Source organism: Paenibacillus sp. Y916 (assembly GCF_056786435.1).
Genome location: NZ_JBXCJA010000002.1, coordinates 604,508 through 630,491 on the forward strand (window position 1 = coordinate 604,508; position 25,984 = coordinate 630,491).

Below are 25,984 nucleotides of genomic sequence, written 5' to 3' on the forward strand. Positions count from 1 at the left end.
GATCCAAGAAAGTTTACCTTTTTCACTTCGAGCAACAGGAGGTTGGTGCACAATTTTATTTGAATATATCTTCAATGCCGAACAAACCAGTATCTTTATTAATAATCCACTTAATAGTCTCAATCACCCCCCTAGAAAATCCTTCTCGCGAATATATTTTGTGTGAAATCTCAATTCTTTCGTTATCACTTGTCGTAAACAAAACGCTATGTTCTCCAATAATGTTTCCCGCCCTTACACTATGTATATTAATTTTCTCTTCAAAACCTGATTCTCTTATAGTGTTGGCTATCGCAATTGCAGTTCCACTTGGCTTATCCTTCTTAAATTTGTGATGGTACTCTAATATATCGATATCCGTATTTATGCTAAATTCAATAGATGCCAGTTTGATTAATTTCAGGAATTTGTACACTCCAATACTGAAGTTGGGACATATAACTACAGGAATTGATTCTGCAAGCATAGTAATTCTCTCCATATGCTTAGACTCAAACCCTGTAGTTGCTACTATGACAGGTTTATCACCAAGGATATATGCGTCATAATTCTCCATAAATGAATCAGCATTCGTACAATCAATATATACATCACATTTTTTGCTAGCTGCAAGAATATCATCATCGATCATGATATTTGCAATCTGATTATCAATTAATAAGCCTATATCTTTACCCACAAAAGGGTTGTTCTTCCGGGCTATAACGGCACCTAATGTAATTTCTTCATGTTCAATTAATAACCTGATTATATCCCTTCCCAGTTTACCGGTTCCTCCAACAAGGCCTACTCTAATCATACAATACCTCCAAATATAATAATAAAATACTTCTAACAACAGGTCGTTGCGGAATAACTGCTTACATAATCTTGGGGGGGAAATCTTTCATATAGCGTTGCGCATTTCTGACGTTCAATTGGTTCAGTCCAATCCCGACCATATCTCCTAGACAAAAAATATGATCTATTTGTTTACTTGATATATCGTCTAATACTTCTTTTAATGCAGGACTGTTGCCATGAATATCCGTCAAAATGGCAAAGGTTTTCATATTAATCATCCTCAAATGTACTATATTTGATATTGTGTTAATTTCACCTAACGTTTCCAAACAGCTTAAGGACCGTAGGTCCGGGTGGCTCTGCCACTTAGCCGGTTGGATATCTCGCTAGATTCCACTTCTCATAAAATCCATCTTGGCGACTAAGGAGCGCCAGCGACGATGTAGAAATGTATAGTTATCTGAAGGAACTGCCTTGCTTCCTCGAATAGAGACAGGACGTAAACCAAATAAATTTTTCAATATTCATCTCAACGTAAATTTTTGTATCCGTTTCCAGTTTAATGACAGAATTAATTGTCCCTTTAATGCTTGTTCTTCTATTAATTTCATATCCAAATCATCATGATTACCAATACCATAAACAATTTTAAACTCTCTTGTATTGTTTTCTTCAAAGAAACCAGGTCCGTTATATCCGAGTCTGTCACTGAATACCTCTTCTCCAACCAACAATAATAAATCTTTTGATGGAATAAAATCTAATTGAACAAAGTTGCTAGAATTCCCATATTGCTTATTGTTCTTGTTTTTAATAATAAAAGTATATTCGATAAATCGACTTGGCCGACTTGGCCCCTCATCTCCTTCTTTTACAGCTGATGCTGTAGCTATGGAAGGATTATTTGTAATTTGTGCTTTTGCACTAATTAATTCAAAGTCCTTGGTATTGCCAACAAGCATTAGCAATACTACCGTGAGAAAGGAAATAAAAATGATGGTGATGGTAACTTTTTTATGTTTAAGCACCTTAAACTTTATTTTTTCAATGTTTTGCCCTACAAGATCATTCGATGTCAGCGTACTGTACAAACTAATAATCAATATAAGAAAGGCAAGAATATGTATTACCATTTCAAAGATAGCAAAGCGCTGTGATATATTGATAAAATAAGCTCCTGTTTGAAAACTCAAATGGTTATCCATAAGATTTTTTACGATATGGGGGTACACTAACGAATAAATTTGATTGATCAGCAAAAGAAGAAAAAAATAAAATCCACCTCTAAATTTGCACTTCTTACAAAGTATGATTCCCATCAATAGGACTACAGGATACAATATTATGTTTAGTAAAATAGAAAGATAATGTAACACAGGATTAAGCACCTTTATTATCACCCCCTTATCAACACTTATATGTTTTACAACTTTTGAAATGGGTGAGTTGAATCAGCTTCTTTGCCCAACACTTCTCCTCCCGAACCAAAGGTAAATTCCGCAGCGTAGATACGTTGTTATATGGCGTACTTGCCTACTTGAATAACCTTCAAGCTGCAAACTTTCATTAGTTATTCTCTGAATAATACTCATCCTTTAAAAGACCGTAATACACAAGGTCTTCATATTCATCCCATCTTCTAACATGTTGTCTTAATAGCCCTTCGTATTTCATACCCAGTTTTTCCATAACTCTTCCCGATGCAGGATTTTTTCCTAAATAACGCGCATATATTCGGTTTAAATTCATTTCTTCAAATGCATATTTTATTATTCCTTTTGCTGCCTCAGTGCAATATCCATTATTCTTGTACTTTCTCCCAATCCAATAAGCCAATTCACCATGTTCAAACTTCATATTACATCCTATACATATTGCTCCGATTAAATACTTTTCTTCATTATGTACAATTGCTAATTCAAGTGATCGATCTTCATTAAAATTAACTGTATGTGTTTTAATCCATTCTTCTGCCATTCCATCCTCATATGGATGTGGGATATATAACGTCATTTCAGCAATATATTTATCACCTGCTAGTTCTTGAACTACCTTTGCATCATCTAAACTAAAAGGTCGCAATATCAATCTTTCTAATTGAATTGTCGGCAATTTTTTCATATACTATCTCTCCTTGAAATCAATAATATTTGAATCAAGCCTGTACTTTCATACGACGCAATTTATTCGATCTTGATACAGCCTCATTAGGCCTACCCACAACACTTAATGATGCATCTGTCCGGACCGAGGGGGAAATGGCCCGAAGCGTGAACAAATTGTTATCAGAAGGACCTGCCTTCTATGAAATTTCTTTCAATGTTATCAATCTATCTTCTGTTCTCATTCATCCACTCTAATGCGAAATCAACCATTTCTTTCTGTGGTATTAAATAACTCACCGCTTCTCCTATTAAGCCCTCTTTTACCAAAGTAGTCTTGGATTTAAACGCATCAAGAATCATGTTGAAATCGTCAGATTCATTATTAATATCATCATAAGTAGTCCATTGTTCTTTTCCATCTACACTCATTTTCACTTCCCAAACTTTAGGCTTTATATAAGAGTTTTTCTGGCTATACTCAGCCAAATGTAATGAAGTATTACTTTTCGTAGAAGCTCCAAGCAATAGAATATATCCTTCTAACTCATAGATTTTCCCCAAAGGAGAATCCTCGCCTAACGCATATTCTAGTCTATGATTCATCGTAATACTTTTAGCATCTTTCCCCCACGCAGCAAATGACATATGAGGATGTGAACTTCTTAACACTCCATCTTGTTTTCGAAATGTTTCAGGAATGAATCCCATATACGAAGTTGGTGTTAGGTCAGGGTAATATATTGGCATATTTTCTTTTATTATTTTTATTTCCTCTAAGGTTAAGTCATCTTTGTTTTCCGTCGGAGCACACAAATGTTCAGATTGAGTCGGCATAACGATATTTCCATTCATCCCGACCGCCTCTTCCAATGCTAATATAACAGTAACAGGTCCCCCTACAACTTTTCCTAAAGATTTCAGAGAGGAGTGAACGATCAAAGTCATTCCCTCTTTTACGCCAAGTCGTTTTAAATCATCAATCATTGACTTTCTTGTTTGTAAAGTACTAGATGCTTCCATTTTAATCTCCTTAGAAAAATTTATAGTTTATTTTAACTTTAGTTTATATATAATCTCGCCATCTTGGTTCTCTTTATCTTGATTGACAAATCCTAATTTCTCGTAAAGCTTTCTAGCATGATCGTTACTTTTTTCGATTGTTAGAGAGATTACTTCACATTGTCTGTGCGTTTCCTGAATGAATTCTAATATTCTTTTAAGAGATTGTGTTCCTAACCCCATCCCTTGATATTCCTTGTCTATTTGAAAGCCACCGATCCAGTAATTATTCGAACTATTAGGTGTACAGGAAAGATAGAAAAATCCAAATATTATATCATCCTTGTATAAAATATATGGATCAAAAGCCTCATCCCATGGTTTTATATAAGCCCATGCTAAAGATTCGATAACAGAAGGCACAAGTTTCTCTTGTGATTTGAGTAAAGATATCGAGAGAGCGTCTTCCCAATTATGTTTATCAATGGGTTCTATGCGAATTAGATTCATTTTTTTATTCCTTTCGAATTTACCCCAACCAATAAATAACTTAACGGTAAATGATTTTCTTCTGACTCTAAATGACCCGAAACGCATGAGATATCTTTGGATAACTCTTCAAACCATTCAATATTCATTCCTTGTTTGATAAGCCCTTGAATTATATTCGACATAGTATGTGGAAACCAATATTTTGTTTTTGATTCATAGTCTACTTCGCCCATATAATCCAAGCCAGTATTATCAATGACTGGTGTATCTTTAAAATATGAATATTTTATTTCTTTAACATTCTCATCGAAGATATCTATGATCGGATGCATTTCGTATATGAACACTATTCCATCCTCTCTCAAAAGATTATAGACCTTTTGGAAAAACAACTCTAAATCTGGCATCCATCCTAAAGTACCCACTGATATGTATACAATATCAAATTGCCTTTCAAAATGGCTGGGTATTTCATATATATCTGTTCTTACAAATGTTACTGGAATATTAACATTCTCAGATAATTGATTAGCCTCTTCGATAGCCTCATCTGAAATATCAAATCCAACACAATATTCTGCCCCAAGTTTTTTCAGTGATATGGTTTCAATACCATTGTTGCAACATATCTGAGCAACATTTTTTCCTGAAATTCCATATTCCTTCAATTTATTAATTGCGAGTTCATCTATTCCATAATATTCCGGCTTTTTAAATTTACTAATAATTGAATCACCTCTTGCTTGTTGATGTAAAGGTGTCACTTCATTCCAAGCTTCTCTGTTTGATTCTGTATAATATTTAATATCCATTATAGTCACTCCCTAATATATTTTTAGAATGCCTTTCAGCTAATGCCATTGCCTTCTTCGAGTGGACTTCCCCATATTCTCGTCGAGTTTTTTAATCTTTTCTCTTCAAATCTTAGTTTATAAATATCTGGCATCGATGTGGACTGCCAAAAATCAAATCCATATTGTTTATCAAAGTGATTCATCATTAACGTCATAATATCTCCATGGGTTCCAATTACGATCTTCTTACCTTCGTATGTTTCTAATATGTCTTCCATAACTTTCACAGATCTTTTTTGTGCTATTAAGTTAGATTCCCCTTGTGGAAATGCATAATGAATGTCTTCATATACTTGGTACTTTGCTTCTTTGAATGATATTGACGAGAATTTACCAATGTTTCTTTCCCTTAAATCTTCTTCAATTTTAATATCTTTCAAATACTCAATTGCCGTTGGACGAATGGTTTCTATTGATCTTTCATAAGGACTTGATATGAAATAATCAATTTCTTCTGTTTTTAATATGTCTTTTATGATTAATGCATCAGCCAATCCTTTTTCTGATAAGCTTCTACTTCTTTCAATGCCTTCTACATAAATAGACTCAGCATGCCTTACAAAATATATAAGGGTCGTCATTTCTATGTCACCGCTTTCTTATATCAGTATTGCAATGATTTCAGCTATCGCTCGTACATTCTTGACGTTCAAGCGGCTTAAGGTCCGTGGATTCAGGTCTTAAGACTCAGCCGGTTGAAGGTGTTCCTTGAAATTACTTCTTAATGACCAAGTGAGGATAGCGACCGCTGTGGTAATGTAATGTTATCAGATATCTTGTGCCATCTTCGATTTCCTTTTACATCTTATCAAGTTTAAGTTCTTTATAATTTCTTAATATATAGTTAAATCCTGAGTATAAAGTCAGGCCCACAGCTATTAGCATAAGAATATAATCTATCTCAATGCTAGTTAGCAATTCGAATGGGTAATTGTCTAATAATATTGCAACAATGGCAACCACTTGCATAACCATTTTCACTTTACCAAACTTGTCCGCCGACAGAGCAATTCCTTGTCCCGATGCTATCATTCTTAGTCCTGTAATTACAAATTCTCTTCCGATTATAATAATCGCTATCCACGCAGGAATCATATTTGATTGGACCATCATAATTAATGCAACGGATATCAATAATTTGTCGGCTAAGGGATCTAACAGCTTACCTAAATTAGTTATTTGATTATACTTCCTTGCAATATAACCATCTAACTTGTCTGTTCCCGAAGCTACAAGAAATACCACAATTGCAAAATAAATTCCGTATTGATTAATAAAACTAAAGAATCTACTTTCATCGGCCAGCCACTCAGGATATTTAGAAAAGAACACCATAAATAAAGGTATTAAGAAAATTCTTGCAATTGTAATCTTATTCGCAAGGTTCACGCTAACTGCCCCTTTCAGATTTTAATAACGAGCACAAGTTTTCAGCTAACTTTGCGCATATCTGACGTCCAAACGGCTTAAGAACCATAGCTCCGGGTGGCTCTGCCACTTAGCTGGTCGAATGTGTCGCCTGAATACGCCTCACTGAAATCCCTCTTGGCGACCGAGGAGCGTAGCGCCGGGTCCAACGGACTTGGGCGGTGCAGGGTTGACTGCCTGACTCCACTTCTCCGAAATCCTCGGGCAGACCAAGGGGCGTAACCCCACATCGGGAAATCGTTGTCAGATGATGCAGCTACCTTCTTCGAGTTGACTAATAAAATCAAGGTATGTTGGCTTTCCATATGTATTTATATTCTTTCAATCCAAGTTTTCCGTTTATGATATTCTCTTGAATTTTTAATTCTAATTCCTTCTTTAACTCAGGCATAGTATAATCGGGATTTCCAGGTATTCCTGAAATAAACTTAGCAAATTCAATCTCATTAGGGAAAAAGATAATCGCACTATTAAATTCTTCAATTTCAATGTTTATAAATCCATTACTGTTTAGTCTATCTTTAACAGTTTCCAATGCTCCTGAATGAATTCCGAATACAGTACCTCCAGAAATAAGTACTCTACTATGGTTTAATATAGATGTTGGTCCTCTTCTGTCATAAATTAAGTCAAATTGTCCATCACTAAAAGGTAAGTCAGTCTTAGTGGTAGCGAATATAAATCTTACATTATTCATTTTACTTTCTTCTAAAATTGACTCAGCAATCCTAATCATTTCAAATGAGTTGTCAAATCCTATTATCGATTTAGCATATCTCGACATCTTTAATGTAAAATCCCCATGTCCGCAACCAGCATCTAAGACTGAATTGAAATTAGGTACCATGCTCATTAGTCTCTCTTCAAATATCTGCTCCGCTGAAATTCCCTCAATATTAAATACAGCATTGCTTTTATATCCGCCATTTCTTCTAGCGATCATGTCATACCATTCGACTCCCATGAATTAACCTCCGAGAATAAGTATTTTAGTTATTAATATTGGTTGCGGCCATTTCCTCTAACGTCCGCCATTCCTGACGTTCAAGTAGCTTAAGTGAGCGAAGGGAACGGGTCGTCAGACTTAGCTGGTTGAATGTATCGCCAGATTAACCTCTCTGAAATTCCTCCTAAGCGATCAAGGGCGAATACCCGCAGTAGGAATACTGTGCTATCGGATGGATACGTCCTCTTTGATATACTTCGAAATGCTTGTGACATTATTAATCTATCATTTCAACTTCTTCTTCAAAAAAAATTGTTTTATTCCATCTGGATATTCATCATTAACTCCAAAGATCTCATATCCCATATTCTTATAAAATTCCGGAGATTGATATGAAAAAGTACAAGTATGAGCAAATGTACATCCGAGTTCTTTTCCCAGTCTTTCAGCTTCAGTGATCATGACTTTTCCATATCCTTTATGTCTATATTCATCAGCTATCCAAAAAACATCAAGATACAAGCCGTATAACCAAGTTTCACAAAATAAACCGCCCATAGCTTTTCCTGATTCATCTTTCAAATATAAATTTATATCCTTGCCAGGTTTTTTTAGTAATTCATTGGTTGCACGAATATTATACTGATATAAATTATTACAAACCTCTTTATAATCAGTATCATTCGAATCTAATGTGATCTTAATATTCTCTAAAATGATATCAGACATATTAGTCTCCCTCATTAAACATAAGTGATTTTATTAATATTCCTTGCGTATCTTTCCGATAACGTTGGGTATCTATGAAGCCTCACTGCCTTAAGGGACGTAGTCCCGTCCGCGACCCGGTTAGGCAATGAGGGTTGTCTGCTGAATCAGCATCTTCGAAATCCCCATGCAGACCAAGGGGCGAATGCCCCGCAGCATAGATACGGTGTTAGCTGATGGGGCGTTCTTCTATGAATCTCTCATACATCGAACATTCATGTACTCTCTTAAATTTTTTCTTCATCTCATCATGATCATCTCCAATATAATGAGCAAAGGTCAATACTGGGAACAAATTCTCTATTACACTTTTTATATTTCCTTTTAATTCTTCTTCGCTGTCCATAAAAATATGTAAGTATGTTTCTTTCTTCATAAATTTATTTCTTTCGTACCAATTTATTACCCAATTATCATCTCTTGTCCATGCTTCAATCCTGTATATACTATTCTCCCTTAGGATTTTTTTTGTTTCTTTTAATAATAGGTTTCCTATTCCTTGTCTCCGATATCGCGGATGGACTGCAATATGCCAGATCATTCCGCTCTGAATCGCTGTTGAAGAACAAACTGTTCCTAGCTTTTCTTCTAATTCTACATCTATCAATCCTATTATTTTTCCATCAACTTCAGCTATAAGCTCAATAGATGGATTGTTATATGTCTCCTTCTTATTCAAGACGTTGTCGTAATATGATGTATCAAGAAAAGCAAGTACTCTACATTCAAGCCATCCTATTTCATCAGTAATTTGATACGGTCGAATTATCAAATAATCACCTCTTCTATTATTTCATAACGATTTTAGCCCTTTCAGCTGACGTTCAAGCGGCTTAAATGACCAAAGGGAACGGGTCGTCAGACTTAGCGGGTTGAATGTGTCGCTTGAATCTACTTCTCTAAAAATCCTCTTGGCGGCCTAGGAGCGAACGCGACGATGCAGGAATGTAATGTTTAGAGGATGTCAGGGCCATCTGTGAATCACATTCAATCATTTTTTTCTTGCTGGTCTTTTATTTCCCTTTTGTTTTATCCAGTATCTGATTCCTTTCCCTGCGTATGGTTCATCATTAAACCTTGGAATTACATGGAAATGGGCATGGTTGATGGTTTGATTTGATACTAATCCTACGTTCCAACCTAAAATATATCCATCAGGTACATGGTTCTTATCTAAATATTTCTTTGCTTTTTGTAACAAGTCATAAGTAGAATTCCATTCATCTTTTGATAATTCAAACACGTTCTCTTTATGAGCCTTCGGAATGATCAGCCCGCATCCTTCCAATATCTCTTGTTCCGAGTCCTTTTGTATAAAGAGACAGAAATCATTCTCAAAGACGATTCTTTGTTCTACATCATCATTCAAATTACAAAATGGACATGGTTTCATTAATATACCCCCAACAAATTAATATTTTTAACGAATTTATTGTCTTGATAATCAACTGCCTTGATTTCCTATAACGTTTGGCATTCCTGACGTTGATTTCCCTTAGATAGCTCTTATCTTAGGGAAATCAATGTGTCGCTTGAATCCTTCTTCCTCGAAATGCCTCCGGCGACCAAGGGGCGAATGCCCCGCAGTAGGAATGCGATGTAGATGATGTCCCCGGCTTCAATGAATTTCAAGCCTAGGATCTTATATATATTTTGGTTGTCCTAGCCACACTTCTGTATCGTACATTACTGTAATTACACCATCTCTTGCCAAATCATTGAATCGTTGTTTATGTGCTTCTTGAAATGTTACGAACCATTCCTCTCTCTCATGCGGTGATTCCATGCTAGAGATAACTGCCCCCCAATATTCATCCCATGTCTCATTATGCTCTTGTTTAAACAAATATCTATTTGGTGTTGAATCTCCGTAGAAATATTGAACTGGTTTAATGTGCCTAGACTCAGTCAATCGCTTAACATATTGTTCATCGTTACATACTCGCAATGTATCCCTGAAAAAATTTGAGTCATCATAATATGAAAAAACAGCTAACATTCCATTAGGTTTAAGTATCCTTTTAAATTCTTTAATTGTACTTTCTGGTTGAAATCTATGATAAGCATTGGCTGCTACAACTAGATCTATAGAATGTGCAAGCAGATTTGTGTTCTCAGCTAATCCATCTTGGAATTCTACATCCACTCTTTCCCCAATCAGTTCCTTTGCAAGTTCACGCATTTCAAAATCAGGTTCTATTACAAATACCTTCTTTACATTACCAACAAAATGTTTTGTCAAAAGTCCAGTTCCTGCACCAATATCGGCAACTACACCTTGACTTACATTCGCTATATCAATAACATATTTACTCGCTTCTGTTGAAAAGGGTAATCGATACTTAGCATATTGCATGGCTTTATCACGAGTCATTCTATTCATAATTTAAGCTCCTTTGTATGGACCTAATATTATAGATTTAATGATTTACGGGAATTTCACCTAACGTTGCGCATTTCTGACGTCCAAACGGCTTAAGGACCGAAGGTCCCGGTGGCTCTACCACTTAGCCGGTTGGATGTATCGCCTGATTCCACTTCTCAGATAATCCCTCTTGGCGATCAAGGGCGAATGCCCGCAGTAGGAATGCTCTGTTATGTGATGTCACAGTCCTCTTCGATAAACCTTAGGAAATCTAATCATTCCACATTCTTGTTATTTCTTCTAATTCTAAGTCCTCGAATTGCATTTTATAGATATCTGGTTTCTTTAATTGATTCAAAAACTCCAAGCCAAAAGCTGGATCAAAATGATTCATCATCAAAGTCATTACAAGACCATGAGTCCCGATTGCTATTTTCTTCCCTCTGTGCTCTTTTAATATGGGTTTTAGAACTGAGATTGCTCTTTTCTGACAATCAGCATTAGACTCTCCACCCGGCAAGGTATAATCAGGGTCATTAAAACTCTCTCTGATACTAGACATTAACTCTGTATTTTCAATAATATAAGATGCAAAATGACGTTCTCTAAGATCTTCAAATACTTTAATATCTAACTTTAAGTGCTCGGCCAATCCCTCAACACTAAGAATTGCTCGAGTATAAGGACTTGATATAATCATGTCTATTCCTTCACCTATAAGTAACTCCGTTACTTTTTCAATATCGATCTTTCCTTTTGGGGTAAGCCCTCTTGTTCTTTCATTTCCTTCAGTGTATGGTGATTCTCCATGCCTAACCATATAGATAAATGTCTTCATACAGGCCTCCTATAGATGCTTTCATTAAATATCACAATGTGATTTCACATAACGTTCGCGCATTTCTGACGTTCAAGCGGCTTAAGTGACCATAGGGAACGGGTCGTCAGACTTGCCGGTTGAATGTGTCGCCTGAATCCGCTTCTCTGAAACCCCTCTTGGCGACCAAGGAGCGTCAGCGACGAAGCAGAAATGCATTGTTATGTGATGTCATCTCCTTCCTCGAGTTCGCTAAAATTACTAGGTTAGATTTAAGATGTTTATATAGTGGTGTTAGTGGAGGTGGGGAAAAACAACTATATCTTGACCGTCTATTTCTAATAGAAAAGCAGATATAGTGTCTCTGTATCTTTTTATGGTAAAAATTACACTATTAAATCGTGCCGTGGAGATAAAAATAGTGCAACTTTACGTAAATATGAACTTAAGAAGGGATTTTGATTCCTTCCTTTGTTTTCAATTAAAAACAACAGTGAATCAATTAAACTTCGTATAATACTTTTTACCTTCATTGACTATAGAAAATATACATAATCTATATGTTCAACATTTTGTTTCTTCCTTCTCTGACATATTGTAAATCCAACACTTTCATACATCCGCTGAGCAGGGATTAGGTCATCATTCGTGGTTACTATTATTTTTTTTACATCATTTTGGGTGATTCTATTAATTGCTTCTCGAAGCTGTAATTTACCATATCCATTGCCTTTGTGTTTCGAAACAATGCAATTATCACCAATTTCCGCATACTCAGGCATATTTCTTGGGTCCCATGCAACAAATCCAATGGCTTCACCGTTTAGTGTTGTTAAAAAGCAGTATTTATCTGCAATTTGTAAATTATCGAAGAAGAAATCGTCATTTTCCTGCCATTTAGATTTGCATGCTTGTTCATATTTACAGTCAAATGAATACGAATCTTTCAATAATTCAAAGAATATCCCTCGATTAAAGTCGCTCACTTTTTTAAATTCAATACTCATTTACTAACAATCCCCCCGTCTCTTGGAAACTGATGAATTCCTTCAATAATCCAAGAATCCTTCGTTACTATATCAATCGACAACTGTTCTCGTTCCTAATCTGATCCTACTTTCACTTATTATTGCGATGATTTCACATAACGTATGTGCATTCCTGACGTTCAAGCGGCTTAAGTGACCGAAGGGAACGGGTCGTAAGACTTAGCCGGTTGAATGTATCGCTTGATTATACTTCTTCGAAATCCTTCTGAGCGATCAAGGGCGTATGCCCGCAGTAGGAATGCGATGTTAGGTGATTTATTCGTCTTCCTGTAATATCAAACAGTTTATTTGTCACTTATTCGTTTATTTTCTTGGCTCTTAAACCAGTTTCTAATTCCTTTTCCTGCAAAAGGTTCATCTGAAAATCTAGGTATGACATGCATATGAGCATGAAATACATGTTGTCCTCCAACTGACCCACAGTTCCAACCCACATTATAACCATCAGGCTTTATTTCTCTATCAAGAATTCCTTTTATTTCTTTTAATAATGAAATTGTAGATTTCCACTCTTCCTCACTCAAATCAAATACGGTTTCTCGATGTTCTTTAGGTATTATTATTCCTGATCCTTCTATTTCAGGGTTTAATAGTTGTAAGTATTTGCAGTGATCATTCTCTATTAAAACTTTTTGGTGTTCTAAGATAATATTGCAGTATTCGCAATTCTCCATTTCTATCTCCCTTTAGGTTATGGTTAGTAAGATTATAAATGCTTTTCAACGCACTTTGAATATTTCACCTAACGTTGCTCCTGACGTTCAAGCGGCTTAAGTGACCGAAGGGAACGGGTCGTTAGACTTAGCCGGTTGGATGTGTCACCTGATTCCACTTCTCCGAAATCCCTCTTGGTGACCTAGGAGCGAAAGCGACGACGTAGGAATGTTCTGTTATGTGATGTTCAGGTCTTCTTGATTAACTAACAAGTATATTCTATTCGTTATCCAGTAAATATTCAGTGTATCCTTCATGTAATGCTTCATTTTTCAATGTTTCTTTCGTTTCTAAATCAGTCAAATCTAATGTAAATAAATCTGCAAGTTTATCACCGCCATCTACCATTACCAATATTGAATGAATTAATCCGTCAATTATTTCTTTCTGTAGAAATCCGAATGATTCTATGTCGTTTTCTGTCTTTAATATATTTTGTAAATGTTTAATTGCTTCTTCATTTTCAGCCCAAGTCAAATCTGCACTGTGTTCTAACGCTGCTTTTGAGGTTTCAATCCAATAATCTCTTATATCCTTTAGATTTGAATATAGTAATTGATTCTTATCCATAAAAATCTCCTTTACCTGAATTTCACATAACGTTGCGCATTTCTGACGTCCGAACGGCTTAAGGATCGAAGGTCCGGGTGGCTCTGCCACTTAGCCGGTTGGATGTGTCGCCTGAATTTACTTCTCCGAAATACCTCTTGGAGACCAAGGAGCGTATGCGACGAAGCTAAAATGCATTGTTATGTGATGTTACTGTCTCCTGTGAATTACTAAGTAATCTCTTTGTTTGTATTAACCCGCTATATGTATTTAAGACTTCTTAATAATTTGATAGTCGTTATTATTTACTGCTCTTTCCTATGATTCCTTTCTTGCCACTTCCACACCCATATACCCCAGAAGTATCCTCCGATTGGAAACAAGATAACAGCGATTAATAAAGTTCTTAAAAAATCATTAAGTAATATTCCAGTTAAGCCATTATTCAAATAAGTAATGAAGATAGAATAAAGAACCGCTGTAGTCAATCCCCATTTTAGAACGCCACTATTTACAACAAAATGCCTTTTTCCTTTTGCTCTCATCTTTTCCCATCGTTTTTCTGATCTTTCATTCATCATTTACTCCTCCGAATTAAATCTTTTATTTATCAGCATTACAGTAATTTCACATAACGTTTAGCATTCCTGACGTTCAAGCGGCTTAAGTGACCCTAGGGAACGGGTCGTCAGACTTAGCAGGTTGAATGTGTCGCCTGATTCCACTTCTCTGAAAATCCCCTTGGCGACCGAGGAGCGAATGCGACGACGTAGGAATGCTGTGTTATCCGATGACCTCGACCTCTTCGAATCTTCCTTCAAAAATCTCATAGCCCTTTAACATCTGCCTATAAATCAATTGGATAATTTCGATGCCAAATATTTAATGATTTTCCCGGGATTCTTCATAGTTCTTAATAGATTGATTATGGTTTTTATTAGGGTAAATCTTGTTTCATCATTAATCACTTCCAAAAAATATCTCCAATAACTTCTCCTACTTTAACAGAATAGTTAAATAGTGATAAAAGTAAAAGGGCAACAAAAGTTACTAGATAAAAGGTAAAAAAATATGGATGTCTCTTTTTCCAATCAAGATACATATTTATCCAAGTATTCATGATAATCAGCTCCTTATTTATCAACCTTTTTTTGTGCTTCTTTAATAATTTTTTCGACTAAATCCATTCACATCATACAGTTATAGATTTTAAATACCGAGGTTTTCGGATAACGTTCGCACATTTCTGACGTTCAAGCGGCTTAAGTGACCGAAGGGAACGGGTCGTCAGACTTAGCCGGTTGAATGTGTCGCCTGATTCCACTTCTCTGGCATGCCTCTTGGCGACCAAGGAGCGTCAGCGACGACGCAGAAATGTAATGTTATCGGATGCTTCTGGCATCTTCGAATCCACTACCGAATATATCTAATGTCTTATAATCAATTTTCTTCATATTCCTTATTATCTAGGAGCATTACTTCATTTACCCATTCTTCAAGTGCCTCATATATTTTTGATTTAGGCCATTGAGCATCTAATTCTTCATTACTCTTCCAAGTTAAATGAACTTGAACATACTTATCAGGAACCTCTTGGTATTGAAATAACACATCGTCTCGATCTATTCTTCTAGCAACCACTATTAGTTTGATTCCTTTGAGAATGTGATTATCAGAAATTTCTTTATTAAGTTCATCGAGAAAAACACTCGAGGTTTCTGATTCCCATGGTTCTAAAAATTCCATTTTCGAGCTTTTCATACTAATCACCTTCACTTTTATGTTTTAACACATTGCAGAAGTTTCCGATAACGTTGGTGTATTCGCGACGTCCATTCCCCTTAGATAGCTCTTATCTTAGGGGAATGGATGTATCTGCCCGATTCTTCTTCCTCGAAAACGCTCCTGGCAGATCAAGGGACGAATGGCCCGCAGTGCGAATATTTTGTTATATGAAGGATATGCCGTCTCGAACAACTCACAAAATTACTTATTGCCTTCGTTAAAATATGTTATTTCATATCCATCTATTAATCTTCTTAATCCATCTTTATAGTAAGGCATTAATTGTTCAGCCTTCTCTATATCAATCCAAGCTATTTCAGAAATTTCATTAGGTCTAACTATTTCTTCATTCCCACCGATTACTTCACCTTTAAATGTTATAAATATTACATGTTCTTCTTTTTTCGGAAATTTACATTCATTTACTGCCACTATTCCATGAACTTTAATATCTAGTCCAGTTTCTTCTTTAGCTTCCCTTATTGCTGCTTGGTCTAATGATTCTTCTCTTTCAACAGCACCGCCTGGAAGTGACCATCGGTCACTAGAATCATCTACATTCCTGACCATTAATATTTTGGAATTGGTTGGATCAGTAATTAAGGAGTAAGCTACATCGACTCTGATCATTATGTTTGACTTCCCTTCTGATTTAGATCTGCATATCTTTCATATAACGTTCGCGCATTACCGACGTCCAAACGGCTTAAGGACCGTAGGTCCGGGTGGCTCTGCCACTTAGCTGGTTGGATGTGTCACCTGAATTAACTTCCACGAATCTACCTCTTGGTGACCTAGGGAGCTTAGCGACCGCTGTGGTAATGTAATGTTATGTGATGTACTCGACCTCGTAGCATCTACTTACAATATCTCATTAACATTTATTTCAATGATTTTATAGTCACTCAAATCTAAAAAAGCCCCTAAATCAAAAAGAAAATACTTTATTTCATCATATCTTTTACTTTTTCGAATGGTAAGAAATTTCAAAAATATACGATCTCCAACAATCATTGGATCTTCCATTTTAAAAGCTTTAATTCTTCTGTCTTCTCCCCAAGTCCACCCCTTACTAAACCCAGGTATCAAGTTACTATCAGATTCATCTATTTCTTTATTTACAATTACTTCAACACTAAAAACAGTCCCCTTCTTATGTATAAAATTAGGGGCCTGATAGTAATTTAATATTCCAGTCCATTCAAATTGATCATCAGTATAGTAATCGAAATTATCAGTTGTCATACTATTTCTCCTATTATTAAAAATATAATCATTTAAGGATATTAAACCAATTTCGAGTATTTCACATAACGTATCCGCATCTGCGACGCGACCCGGCCTTAGATAGCTCTTATCTTAGGCCGGGTCGTGTGTTGTCTGAGTTCACTTCCATGATTACACTTCCCGACAACCAAGGGGCGAATGCCCCGCAGCGCAGATGCTTTGTTATAGGATGTCAGCGTCTTCTTCGAATTTACTTAAGTTATTGTTTAACCAGGTTTCTAATTCCGAAACCATTTCTTCATATTGGTTTAGAGCATTTATTGTTCCAGTTACCTGTAATGTCCCCATTTCCTGTTCATTTTCGTCCGTGCATTCAATCCGTAACGATCGTTTAAGACTATATTCCAGCCAGTCTAATTTGCTTAAATAACCGTGTTCTAAAATATTTCTCCAATCAGCATCAATAATTCCAATACTTTTTTGATATTCATCAATAAAGGCTAAAAATTTCTCCTCGTCTATACTCCCTAATTCATTCACAGACCAGTAAATTGCCGTTTCAATCAAATCGTGATTCGGATTAATAAACCCGGCTGATTCCCAATCAATTATTATTGGATTTTCTTGAAACCACATAACATTCTTGGGTTCTAAATCTCTGTGGCCGATAACCATTTCTGATGCTAACATTCTGTAAGATCTCTTTGCTTTATCGCTCCAAACAAATAACTGTTCAATGTTTTCGTGTAACAGATTCACCCAAACAGAATTGATCTCTTTCCCTTTACTTAAGTAAAGATTCCAATCTGATTCTTTCGTATTATCAAAATAATTATCATTATTTTCTATTTGAGAGAAATCTGTCTTATGAATTCCAGCAAGAATCGATGCAATCTTCTTACAATGAGTTAAATTAATTTGATCAGATTTAAGGGTATATCCTTCGATCCAATCAAAAACAAGGTAAAATTGATCGTCTATACTCTGAATAAACTTACCATCAATCGTTTTTGCTGGTTGAACAGGTGAACTATTGTATGCAATAGTTGCGATCCTTTCAGATTGTATATAATTATGTAGGGCTGTCGGTCTTGCCATAATTTGTGGATTTAAAGCTTTTACAGCATATTTCCCTTTGGTTGTTTCTATTGCAAACATCCTATGTAATAGCCCTCCCGAAATAATTTCTGGTGTTTTTATTATTTCACCAAGTTTTAATGTGTCGCACAATTTTTCGAATTGTAAATTATATTGATGATTCATTTGATATGTTCCTTTCACTTTTTCTTTTTTTGTTTTACGCTGATTTCCGATAACGTTCTTGTATTCATGAACCTTCACTGCCTTAAGTGACCGAAGGGAACGGCCGCGACGCGGTTAGGCAGTGCAAGGTTGTTCGGCTGAATAGGCTTCCCTGCTACTGAATCTGCTTCATCGAATCTTCATCTTCCTACTTCGGTCCGAACCGAGGAGCCGGAGGCGACGCAGCATGAATACGTTGTTAGGTGTTGTTTCCGCCCTCTTCGATAAACTTTCAAAATCCATGTCTTATTTTCATTTATCTTTTGAATCTGGGTTTTCTTCAATATATTTCTTGAGTTCTTCCTCAATTTCTTGATCTAGTTCAGAAATAAATTCTGGATTCTTATTTGCATTCATATATTCTTCTTCACTTTTTTTAATTTCTAATTCATCTTTTTCTTCATCCCTTAGTAATCCTAATTTTTCTCTTATTATTTTTATGTCTTCATATATCTGTTGGTTTTTGTGATATGTGCTGAATACTAGTCCAAATATTAAGATTAGAAATATGACTATTCCATATGGTCCGATTATTGTGAATGAAAGCAATAATATAATACTTGCTAATAACATCCCTAGTATTATCATTTTTTGTCTCCTTATCAATTGCGGAAATTTCACCTAACTGCTAATCTACGAACTCGTTTATCACTCTCATCTAGCTAGATAAGCGAATTCGCTTACTACCCCCTCCTAGGGGGATAGACGAAGCTTTTCACTCTTACCCCAAATTATACCATCTGGTGGATGTAAAAAGCAGTACCTTATTTAGATACTTACTAAAAACAAGGGAATTACACTAGTCACCAATACTGCGAGAATGCAATTAGATTTCCCAAGAATGAAGGAACGTAACTTTAGGCGAAACGCAAACTTCTTGCTCGACACTTACTCCCTTCTCCTGTTTCATTTTGAAGATCCTTCTACTCCAATCCAATACTAGAAACAACGAGAGAATGCCTACGATTATGCATCTTTTTTCTTCATTATCTATTCTGTCATGGGATATTCCTACAATTATACATCCTTTATCTTGTCATACCCTCAAATCCAAAAGCTAATGGTTTAATTCCTGTACAATCGTAGGCATTTCGCTAAACAATCAGTTTTAAAAGAAAAAGCCTGTATTTTCGAAGTAATAAGTGCCAGGAGCAGGTGATAGAAACTCTACATCCTTCTTTCCTAAGATCTTTTATACTGTCTCCTATACAAAAAGAAACCGATCAACATCTCTGTCGAACGGTCCTTTAATGCCTCTTACCCTTCACCCCACAATGACTGCAAACACCACACCCGGCCCATGTACCCCAATGGTTAGATCGTTCTCAATGTCTGCCGATCGGCTGGGGCCAGAGATGAAATGAATACCAGCTGGGAGCTGCTCCCTCCCCGCTTCATCGAAATTAATCAACACCTCACCTAAACGAGTCTTTAATCGTTCCAATGGGATGATCGCGATAAGCGCGGTCGGTAGTAGACTAACGGATCTTCCCTTGTCCTTGGAAGATACCACAACGATCGAGCCCGTATGTGATACGGCATAGTCTGCCATCACAATCCCGATGTCCGCTTCTGCAGCTCGGGCTATCCAATCTTCATCGGACCCGCTATTCCACTGCGATACTACGACATCCTCTAGCTTTTCTTTCAGTTGAAGATGATTCAGTTCAACCTCATTCTGATGAATTATATATCGTGCAGATAATTCAGTAGCTTTGCTGCAAATAAAGGACTGCACTTCTTGCATATCAGTTAATCTGTGTACATGCCCACCTGCGGCTTCGAAATTTCCTGTGAAATGTTGGACTCGTTCTTCAGAGGACCATTCGAAGGACTTCCAGAAATCTGGTGCCCCTCGAAAGGGATGTGGCGGAGCATTCGTGAGACGTGGATGCCCTAATCGTCCGGCAATCCCCTTCATGAATTGCTCCTGTTTCGCACGGGATTCTGATTCCATTTGTGCCAACCACTCTTGATGTGCCTCAGCCATGGTCTTTCCCTCCCGCTTCCCTATTTCTTACGATCTCTTCCATTCGATTAGAGACCGATGGATCCATCTCTTGTAATCCGTGGCGAATCTCTTCTTCCATCGTGCCCCACTGATCACGAAAGGATTTCTTCGCTAAGCTCGGAGCGACACGATAGTTATTCCAGCCTTTCAGCGGACCCAGTTTCGAGCTGATTTCTCCATCCTTCACAACAAGCTTCTGCGCAATCCTCCCAACTTTTAAAGCGTTCTCATATCGTTTCGAATTAGCCATAATGGCAGCGAAGCTACGCATCCCGATGGATTCCATTTTATCTCCGAGTCCTCGTTCAACCTTGCGCCTACGCAAATATATCAACATATCATGCAATGGTATTTTCACCGGACAAGCTTCATAACAAGCTCCACAAAGCGTCGATGCACTAGCAATGTCATCCCATTGGTCAATATTCTTATTCAATGCGGGTGTCAACACTGCTCCGATTGGACCGCTGTACGTCCCGCCGTATGCATGCCCACCAATATGACGGTACACAGGACAAGCATTTAGACAAGCACCACACCGAATACAGTTCAGCAGTTCCTGAAATTCCGGATCACCCAGTTGTAAAGAGCGGCCATTATCCAGAATAATAATATGCATCTCTTCCGGACCGTCCGCATCTCCCTGTCTACGAGGTCCCGTAATGCCAGACATATACACCGTTAACTTCTGCCCTGTAGCGGAGCGTGGAAGCAGTGTTGCCATAACTTCTAGATCACCCCAGGATGGAATAATCCGTTCCATTCCCATTAATGTTATTTGTGTTGAGGGTACGGTGGACACCATTCTTGCATTACCTTCATTTTCAAATAAGACCATAGAACCTGTCTCTGCAATCGCGAAATTACAGCCCGTCATCCCAATATCTGCTTCGAGGAACTTCTCTCGTAATTTCTTGCGTACAAATCCAGCCAGTATGGCAGTGTCGGGTGGTAACGTCTCCCCAGCTTCCTTTGATAAAAGATCAGCAATCTGATACCGATTCTTATGAATCGCAGGAATGATAATATGAGAAGGCGTCTCTCCAGCCAACTGGATAATATATTCACCCAGATCACTTTCCACGACATCCACACCAATGGATTCAAGTGCTTGATTCAAATGGAGTTCTTCCGTCACCATCGACTTGGACTTCACGACGGATGATGCTTGTTTTCGCTCAGCTATAGCCAGTGTGATCTTCACAGCATCCTCAGCAGTATCTGCAAAATGTACATGAACCCCATTCGATCTTGCCTGATTCGCAAATTGGTTCAGATAATAATCTAGATGAGCAATGGTATGTAGTCTGATTTGTCTACCACGTTCCCGCCATTCCTCCCAATTTCCGAGATCATCTGAAGCTTTCCTTTTGCCATCACGTAATCGTTCGGTCGTGAATTTAACCGCCTTACGCAGAAAATCATCATTTAAAGCAAGCTCTGCACGCCCTTTGACAGTCGTTCCTTTGATGTCTGCCTTACTCATGCATGCTCCACCCCTTCATATAGCAACTCAGCTAAATGCATCACACGGATTGGCTTATTCCTGTAACGTAGATTTCCCGCAATGTTCATAAGGCAAGCCATGTCTAGACCGACAAGCACTTCTGCTTCACTTTCTAGCACATGATCTGCCTTCTCTACCACCATAGCTCCAGATATATCCGACATTTTAATAGCAAAGGTTCCCCCGAACCCACAACAATCCTCGGCAAAAGGGAGGGGGATGAGTTCCATTTCTTTGACATTGCTCATGAGGATCATCGGTTCTTCCTTAATCCCTAGTATCCGGCTTCCATGGCATGATGGATGATAAGTCACTTTATACGGGAAAGTTGCCCCTACATCAGTAATGCCTAGCACTTGCACGAGAAACTGTGTGAACTCATAGGACTTTCTTTGTAATCTCTTCGCTTTAGCTCGTAAGATAAGATTATCTTCAAATAACTTTGGATAATGATGAATCATGCCTATACAAGAGCCTGAAGGTGCGATGACGAAATCACTATCCTCAAATGCTTCCAGAATCGTCTTAGCCGATGCTCGCGCTTCTCCCCAATAGCCACTGTTAAAAGCAGGTTGTCCGCAACAAGTCTGAATAGTGGGAAAGTGAAGTGCAACACCATATTTAGCCAACAATCGAGCCATCGCCTCACCAATTCGAGGATACACAGCATCACTTATACAAGTTATGAACATACTTACCTTCATCTTCCCACCTCACTTTCCGACCTTCTACTAATAGAGGCTTTTCAAAAAGTCATCTCATTGTTCTCTATGTTAAACCGTTGTTACTACGATGGAGCGCTCATGTAATTGCTCCTGAGCTGTGTGATCAAGATTCTGATCCGTAATGATCTCACTAACGCTATCAAGCTCTCCTACATGTGTAAAAGATTGCACACCGAACTTACTAGAATCGGCCAATAAGAAAACTTGATCCGCTATTCCAATCATCCGCTGTTTCACCTGTGCTTGCAATTCATTAGATTCGCTAATGCCCCGCTCCAAATGAACGCCCTTGCAGGAGAAGAAACATTTGTCCACATGATAAGTGTCCAACGTTCGTTCAGCTAATGGCCCTACGAATGACAACGATCTTTGAGACAGCAAGCCACCTGTGGATATAACCTGAATCTTTTCTTTTACACTTAGCTCCATTGCGACCTTGATTGAATTGGTAAGAACCGTTAGTGGAATATCAGGTAGAATGGCAGCCATGTACCAAGCTGTTGTACTCGCATCAAGTAGGATTCGATCATTCGGTTGAATTCGCTTGACCGCTTCCTTAGCAATTCTTCGCTTCTCGTCAGCATGCATGATCTCCCGTTCCCCATAAGGTGTCTCGGGATGATGATCCTTTATATTCACCGCACCACCGTGAGAACGCCGCAAACGACCAGACTTCTCCAATCGATCAAGATCCCGACGAATCGTCTCCTCCGTCACCTGACATAACTCACTCAGCTCCGTTACCCGGATGCTACCTCTATCGTTCACCAATCCAACAATCATCTCGTATCGCTCTGCAACTAGCATAACTTACCTCTTTCTACAACTTTATTTGTACGATGGACCCGTCATTTATTCTAGATCCACCACTCTTCGAAACTGTCCATATGCTTCTTCCCACATCGCAGCCTGTTCAGGCTCATAAATAGTGATTGGGAAGGAATCTCTAATGACTTGCCTTGCTTCCCACACATCACTCAGATCGCCTTGAGCAATCCATTGAACAGCCAAATTACCGATGGCACTTCCTTCTGCAGGTCCTGCCCACACCGGTTTCCCTATGGCGTTCGCCGTCCATTGGCACAGAAGCGTATTTTGAATACCGCCTCCTACCATATGAAGTCCATGAAAAGCTTGCCCAGACAATCGTTCTGTCCATTCCAACACAAGCCTATATTTTAAAGCAAGACTCTCCAAAATGCACCTTACTATTGCACCGATCCCTTCAGGTGGTTTCTGCCCCGTCTGCAAAGCATAATTCCGAATTCGTTCAGACATATTTCCGGAAGGCAAGAAAACTGGATCATCCGGATCAATCATCGTAACGAATGAAGGTGCCTGTTGCGCAAGTTGAATTAGCTCTGGAAAAGAATACACCTCACCCGCTCGTTCCCATTCCCTTCTGCACTCTTGTAAAATCCATAATCCCATAATGTTCTTTAGCAACCGGAAGGTACCGTACGCACCACCTTCATTCGTGAAATTCAGATCAAGTGCCATATTACTTAGAACAGGCTCCTGCACTTCCGTTCCCATCAATGACCATGTACCACATATTAAATATGCGAAAGATCGTTCAGTAGCCGGAACAGCCACAACAGCAGAAGCAGTATCATGCTCAGCTGCAGTGAAGATAGGGATGGACGGCATACCAAGTTCATGCTGTAGCGCTGAACTTAGTTTACCAACATTCGTCCCCGGCTGGACAACTTGACCGAACCATGACTCCTTTAATCCCAACTTCCTTATTAATGTAGCATCCCATTGTCCTTCAACCGGTTTGTATAGCTGTGTCGTTGTGACATTCGTGAATTCATGGACCATTTCGCCACATAGGAAATAACGAAGAAGATCAGGAATCATCAATAAATGCTTACCGTCTTGTAATATAGGAGAATTGGCATGTTGTAGCGCCACCAATTGGTAAATCGTATTAAATGGTAAGAACTGAATACCCGTTCGACCGAATATCTCCTTCTGTGGGATCGTTGCCAATACTTCCTCCATGATCCCGTCCGTATGAAGATCACGGTAATGATACGGATTTCCAATGAGCTCGCCACTATGGCCTATCATTCCGAAATCCACCGCCCAAGAATCGATCGCCAAACTCTTTATCGTTAGCTTCTGATGCTTCGCTTTCAGTAATCCTTGCTTCATCTCATGGAATAGGCGGAGGATATCCCAGTGTAGGTGATTTCCTACCTGTACTGGGTCGTTAGAGAAGCGATGAAGCTCCTCTACTTCCATCGTGGTATCCTTCAACCTCCCAATAACGGCTCTTCCGCTACTGGCTCCGAGGTCATACGCTAGCACATTCACCAGCTTGCACCACCCTTACCCCTTACCTGTATATCTTGTTCGTAACTACTATCCATATAAGCTTTCATCGGATTCAGCGGTAAATTCTGTTCTTCCCGAATCGCATGAAGTAATGGAGTCACGTCGAATTCATATGCTTGACGCACCGCATCCTCTGCAGCTAGAACGTCATTACGAACTTGTGCATCCTCTACTTCCGCATGGTTGACTAGAAGTGCCTTGGCAAATTGCGTCTGTACATTAAGGACAGAACGGATCATCGCCGGAATTTTCTGTTCAATATTATGACATTGATCAATCATATAAGCGATATTATTCACAGTTTGCACAATAGCCGCATCCTGATCTTCTGAAGCACTAATAATTTGATAGAATATGAGGAATAATTCATACGGATTAACCGAACCTACGATTAGATCATCATCTGCATATTTGCGAGCATTAAAGTGAAAACCACCCAATCTTTTCTCATCAATTAAATACGCAACGATATGTTCCACATTCGTGCCCTGCGCATGATGCCCCGTATCCACGAGTACTTGTGCTTGCGGCCCAAGCTTCATCGCCATATTATAGGCCATTCCCCAATCCGCTAAATCCGTATGATAGAAAGCAGGCTCGAATGATTTATATTCAATGAGCATCCGCATCTGTGGGGTCAACTTCTTATAGAGTTCAGACAAAGCTTCGTACATCCAAGCTTTACGCTTACGAATATGTCCCTGACCGGGGTAGTTAGTACCATCTGCGAACCACAGACTAATATCACGAGATCCTGTTTCTTTGGCAATATCAACACATTCTAATAGATGATCTGTCGCTTGACGGCGAACCATCGCATCAGAGTTCGTCACACTACCCAGCATATAATCCTCTTCTTGAAAAAGATTCGGGTTCACAGCACCGATGCTGAGTCCTAGACCTTCTGCATGAGCACGTAGCTTACCGTAATCCTCCACTTTATCCCATGGAATATGAATTGCCACGGAAGGAGCCAATCCGGTTATTGCATGGACCTGAGCTGCATCTTCCATTTTCTCAAATGGATTACGTGGGACACCATTCTTCTGATACACTTTGAATCGTGTGCCTGAGTCTCCATACCCCCAAGAAGGGGTCTCAATACGAAGTTCCTTCAATTTCTGTTTCACTTGGTCAAGGTCAATCCCTCTAGCCTGTTGTTGTTCCTCAAATAATGCGTAAGCGCGATCTATCATTGTTCGCATCCTCTCTTCA

The 25,984-nt window shown here is 38.2% G+C and carries 31 protein-coding genes; all 31 read right to left on the minus strand.

The window, feature by feature from the left end; translation table 11 throughout:
* Positions 1–55: 55 nt before the first annotated feature.
* The 31 genes from dapB to rhaI all read right to left on the minus strand — a co-directional run bounded on the left by dapB (position 56) and on the right by rhaI (position 25,965).
* Entirely contained in the window at positions 56–799 is a 744-nt protein-coding gene (dapB, locus tag AC1TO9_RS07115; protein WP_482054138.1) for a 4-hydroxy-tetrahydrodipicolinate reductase, read from the minus strand.
* Positions 800–860: 61 nt separating this feature from the next.
* Positions 861–1,052: a metallophosphoesterase family protein gene (locus AC1TO9_RS07120; protein ID WP_482054139.1), complete on the minus strand. Its 192-nt coding sequence runs from the start codon at positions 1,050–1,052 to the stop codon at positions 861–863.
* 117 nt (positions 1,053–1,169) lie between these two features.
* Entirely contained in the window at positions 1,170–1,304 is a 135-nt protein-coding gene (locus AC1TO9_RS07125) for a hypothetical protein (protein WP_482058731.1), read from the minus strand.
* A 3-nt stretch (positions 1,305–1,307) separates the two neighbouring features.
* Complete coding sequence (locus tag AC1TO9_RS07130; protein ID WP_482058732.1) at positions 1,308–1,988, minus strand: hypothetical protein; 681 nt, start codon at positions 1,986–1,988, stop codon at positions 1,308–1,310.
* 361 nt (positions 1,989–2,349) lie between these two features.
* The gene (locus AC1TO9_RS07135; protein ID WP_482058733.1) at positions 2,350–2,904 is read right to left on the minus strand and encodes a GNAT family N-acetyltransferase; all 555 of its coding nucleotides are present in this window, start codon (positions 2,902–2,904) and stop codon (positions 2,350–2,352) included.
* 209 nt (positions 2,905–3,113) lie between these two features.
* Complete coding sequence (locus AC1TO9_RS07140; RefSeq protein WP_482054143.1) at positions 3,114–3,908, minus strand: AAC(3) family N-acetyltransferase; 795 nt, start codon at positions 3,906–3,908, stop codon at positions 3,114–3,116.
* A gap of 27 nt (positions 3,909–3,935) precedes the next feature.
* Entirely contained in the window at positions 3,936–4,397 is a 462-nt protein-coding gene (locus tag AC1TO9_RS07145; RefSeq protein ID WP_482058734.1) for a GNAT family N-acetyltransferase, read from the minus strand.
* Complete coding sequence (locus tag AC1TO9_RS07150; RefSeq protein ID WP_482054145.1) at positions 4,394–5,191, minus strand: class I SAM-dependent methyltransferase; 798 nt, start codon at positions 5,189–5,191, stop codon at positions 4,394–4,396. The genes AC1TO9_RS07145 and AC1TO9_RS07150 overlap by 4 nt, the downstream gene beginning before the upstream one ends.
* 35 nt (positions 5,192–5,226) lie before the next feature.
* Complete coding sequence (locus AC1TO9_RS07155) at positions 5,227–5,814, minus strand: histidine phosphatase family protein (RefSeq protein WP_482054146.1); 588 nt, start codon at positions 5,812–5,814, stop codon at positions 5,227–5,229.
* Between the two features lie 217 nt (positions 5,815–6,031).
* The gene (gene pgsA, locus AC1TO9_RS07160; protein WP_482054147.1) at positions 6,032–6,622 is read right to left on the minus strand and encodes a CDP-diacylglycerol--glycerol-3-phosphate 3-phosphatidyltransferase; all 591 of its coding nucleotides are present in this window, start codon (positions 6,620–6,622) and stop codon (positions 6,032–6,034) included.
* Between the two features lie 322 nt (positions 6,623–6,944).
* On the minus strand, positions 6,945–7,625 hold the full coding sequence (locus AC1TO9_RS07165) for a class I SAM-dependent methyltransferase (protein WP_482058735.1): 681 nt from the start codon (positions 7,623–7,625) through the stop codon (positions 6,945–6,947).
* Positions 7,626–7,892: 267 nt separating this feature from the next.
* Positions 7,893–8,336: a GNAT family N-acetyltransferase gene (locus tag AC1TO9_RS07170; protein ID WP_482054149.1), complete on the minus strand. Its 444-nt coding sequence runs from the start codon at positions 8,334–8,336 to the stop codon at positions 7,893–7,895.
* A 208-nt stretch (positions 8,337–8,544) separates the two neighbouring features.
* Complete coding sequence (locus tag AC1TO9_RS07175) at positions 8,545–9,147, minus strand: GNAT family N-acetyltransferase (RefSeq protein ID WP_482058736.1); 603 nt, start codon at positions 9,145–9,147, stop codon at positions 8,545–8,547.
* Positions 9,148–9,366: 219 nt separating this feature from the next.
* Positions 9,367–9,768, minus strand: coding sequence for an HIT family protein (locus AC1TO9_RS07180; RefSeq protein ID WP_482058737.1), 402 nt, complete (start codon positions 9,766–9,768; stop codon positions 9,367–9,369).
* Between the two features lie 249 nt (positions 9,769–10,017).
* Positions 10,018–10,758 carry a class I SAM-dependent methyltransferase gene (locus AC1TO9_RS07185; protein ID WP_482058738.1) on the minus strand — a complete coding sequence of 247 codons (741 nt, stop codon included), beginning with the start codon at positions 10,756–10,758 and terminating at the stop codon, positions 10,018–10,020.
* Between the two features lie 253 nt (positions 10,759–11,011).
* Complete coding sequence (locus AC1TO9_RS07190) at positions 11,012–11,578, minus strand: histidine phosphatase family protein (RefSeq protein ID WP_482058739.1); 567 nt, start codon at positions 11,576–11,578, stop codon at positions 11,012–11,014.
* Between the two features lie 515 nt (positions 11,579–12,093).
* Entirely contained in the window at positions 12,094–12,564 is a 471-nt protein-coding gene (locus AC1TO9_RS07195; protein ID WP_482058740.1) for a GNAT family N-acetyltransferase, read from the minus strand.
* Between the two features lie 326 nt (positions 12,565–12,890).
* Positions 12,891–13,280 carry an HIT family protein gene (locus AC1TO9_RS07200; RefSeq protein WP_482058741.1) on the minus strand — a complete coding sequence of 130 codons (390 nt, stop codon included), beginning with the start codon at positions 13,278–13,280 and terminating at the stop codon, positions 12,891–12,893.
* 259 nt (positions 13,281–13,539) lie between these two features.
* Complete coding sequence (locus AC1TO9_RS07205) at positions 13,540–13,890, minus strand: histidine kinase (protein WP_482058742.1); 351 nt, start codon at positions 13,888–13,890, stop codon at positions 13,540–13,542.
* Between the two features lie 284 nt (positions 13,891–14,174).
* Positions 14,175–14,450, minus strand: coding sequence for a hypothetical protein (locus AC1TO9_RS07210; RefSeq protein ID WP_482058743.1), 276 nt, complete (start codon positions 14,448–14,450; stop codon positions 14,175–14,177).
* An 859-nt stretch (positions 14,451–15,309) separates the two neighbouring features.
* Complete coding sequence (locus tag AC1TO9_RS07215; RefSeq protein ID WP_482055207.1) at positions 15,310–15,615, minus strand: hypothetical protein; 306 nt, start codon at positions 15,613–15,615, stop codon at positions 15,310–15,312.
* A gap of 240 nt (positions 15,616–15,855) precedes the next feature.
* Positions 15,856–16,284: an NUDIX hydrolase gene (locus tag AC1TO9_RS07220; protein ID WP_090993669.1), complete on the minus strand. Its 429-nt coding sequence runs from the start codon at positions 16,282–16,284 to the stop codon at positions 15,856–15,858.
* A gap of 231 nt (positions 16,285–16,515) precedes the next feature.
* Positions 16,516–16,899, minus strand: a complete 384-nt coding sequence (locus tag AC1TO9_RS07225; protein WP_482058744.1) for a hypothetical protein — start codon at positions 16,897–16,899, stop codon at positions 16,516–16,518.
* 204 nt (positions 16,900–17,103) lie between these two features.
* Positions 17,104–18,162 carry a phosphotransferase gene (locus tag AC1TO9_RS07230; protein WP_482058745.1) on the minus strand — a complete coding sequence of 353 codons (1,059 nt, stop codon included), beginning with the start codon at positions 18,160–18,162 and terminating at the stop codon, positions 17,104–17,106.
* A gap of 273 nt (positions 18,163–18,435) precedes the next feature.
* A complete protein-coding gene (locus AC1TO9_RS07235; protein ID WP_482058746.1) occupies positions 18,436–18,771 on the minus strand; it encodes a hypothetical protein in 336 nt (111 codons plus the stop codon).
* Positions 18,772–19,447: 676 nt separating this feature from the next.
* Positions 19,448–20,173 carry a LutC/YkgG family protein gene (locus AC1TO9_RS07240; protein ID WP_482058747.1) on the minus strand — a complete coding sequence of 242 codons (726 nt, stop codon included), beginning with the start codon at positions 20,171–20,173 and terminating at the stop codon, positions 19,448–19,450.
* Positions 20,166–21,680 (minus strand): LutB/LldF family L-lactate oxidation iron-sulfur protein, encoded by a 1,515-nt coding sequence (locus tag AC1TO9_RS07245; RefSeq protein ID WP_482054170.1) that lies wholly within the window; start codon positions 21,678–21,680, stop codon positions 20,166–20,168. The genes AC1TO9_RS07240 and AC1TO9_RS07245 overlap by 8 nt, the downstream gene beginning before the upstream one ends.
* On the minus strand, positions 21,677–22,405 hold the full coding sequence (locus AC1TO9_RS07250) for a (Fe-S)-binding protein (protein ID WP_482058748.1): 729 nt from the start codon (positions 22,403–22,405) through the stop codon (positions 21,677–21,679). Before AC1TO9_RS07250 ends, AC1TO9_RS07245 begins: the two co-directional genes overlap by 4 nt.
* 69 nt (positions 22,406–22,474) lie before the next feature.
* Positions 22,475–23,233, minus strand: coding sequence for a DeoR/GlpR family DNA-binding transcription regulator (locus tag AC1TO9_RS07255; protein WP_482054172.1), 759 nt, complete (start codon positions 23,231–23,233; stop codon positions 22,475–22,477).
* Positions 23,234–23,278: 45 nt separating this feature from the next.
* Positions 23,279–24,748 (minus strand): rhamnulokinase, encoded by a 1,470-nt coding sequence (locus AC1TO9_RS07260; RefSeq protein ID WP_482054173.1) that lies wholly within the window; start codon positions 24,746–24,748, stop codon positions 23,279–23,281.
* Positions 24,745–25,965, minus strand: a complete 1,221-nt coding sequence (gene rhaI / locus AC1TO9_RS07265; RefSeq protein ID WP_482054174.1) for an L-rhamnose isomerase — start codon at positions 25,963–25,965, stop codon at positions 24,745–24,747. The genes AC1TO9_RS07260 and rhaI overlap by 4 nt, the downstream gene beginning before the upstream one ends.
* Positions 25,966–25,984: the final 19 nt, after the last annotated feature.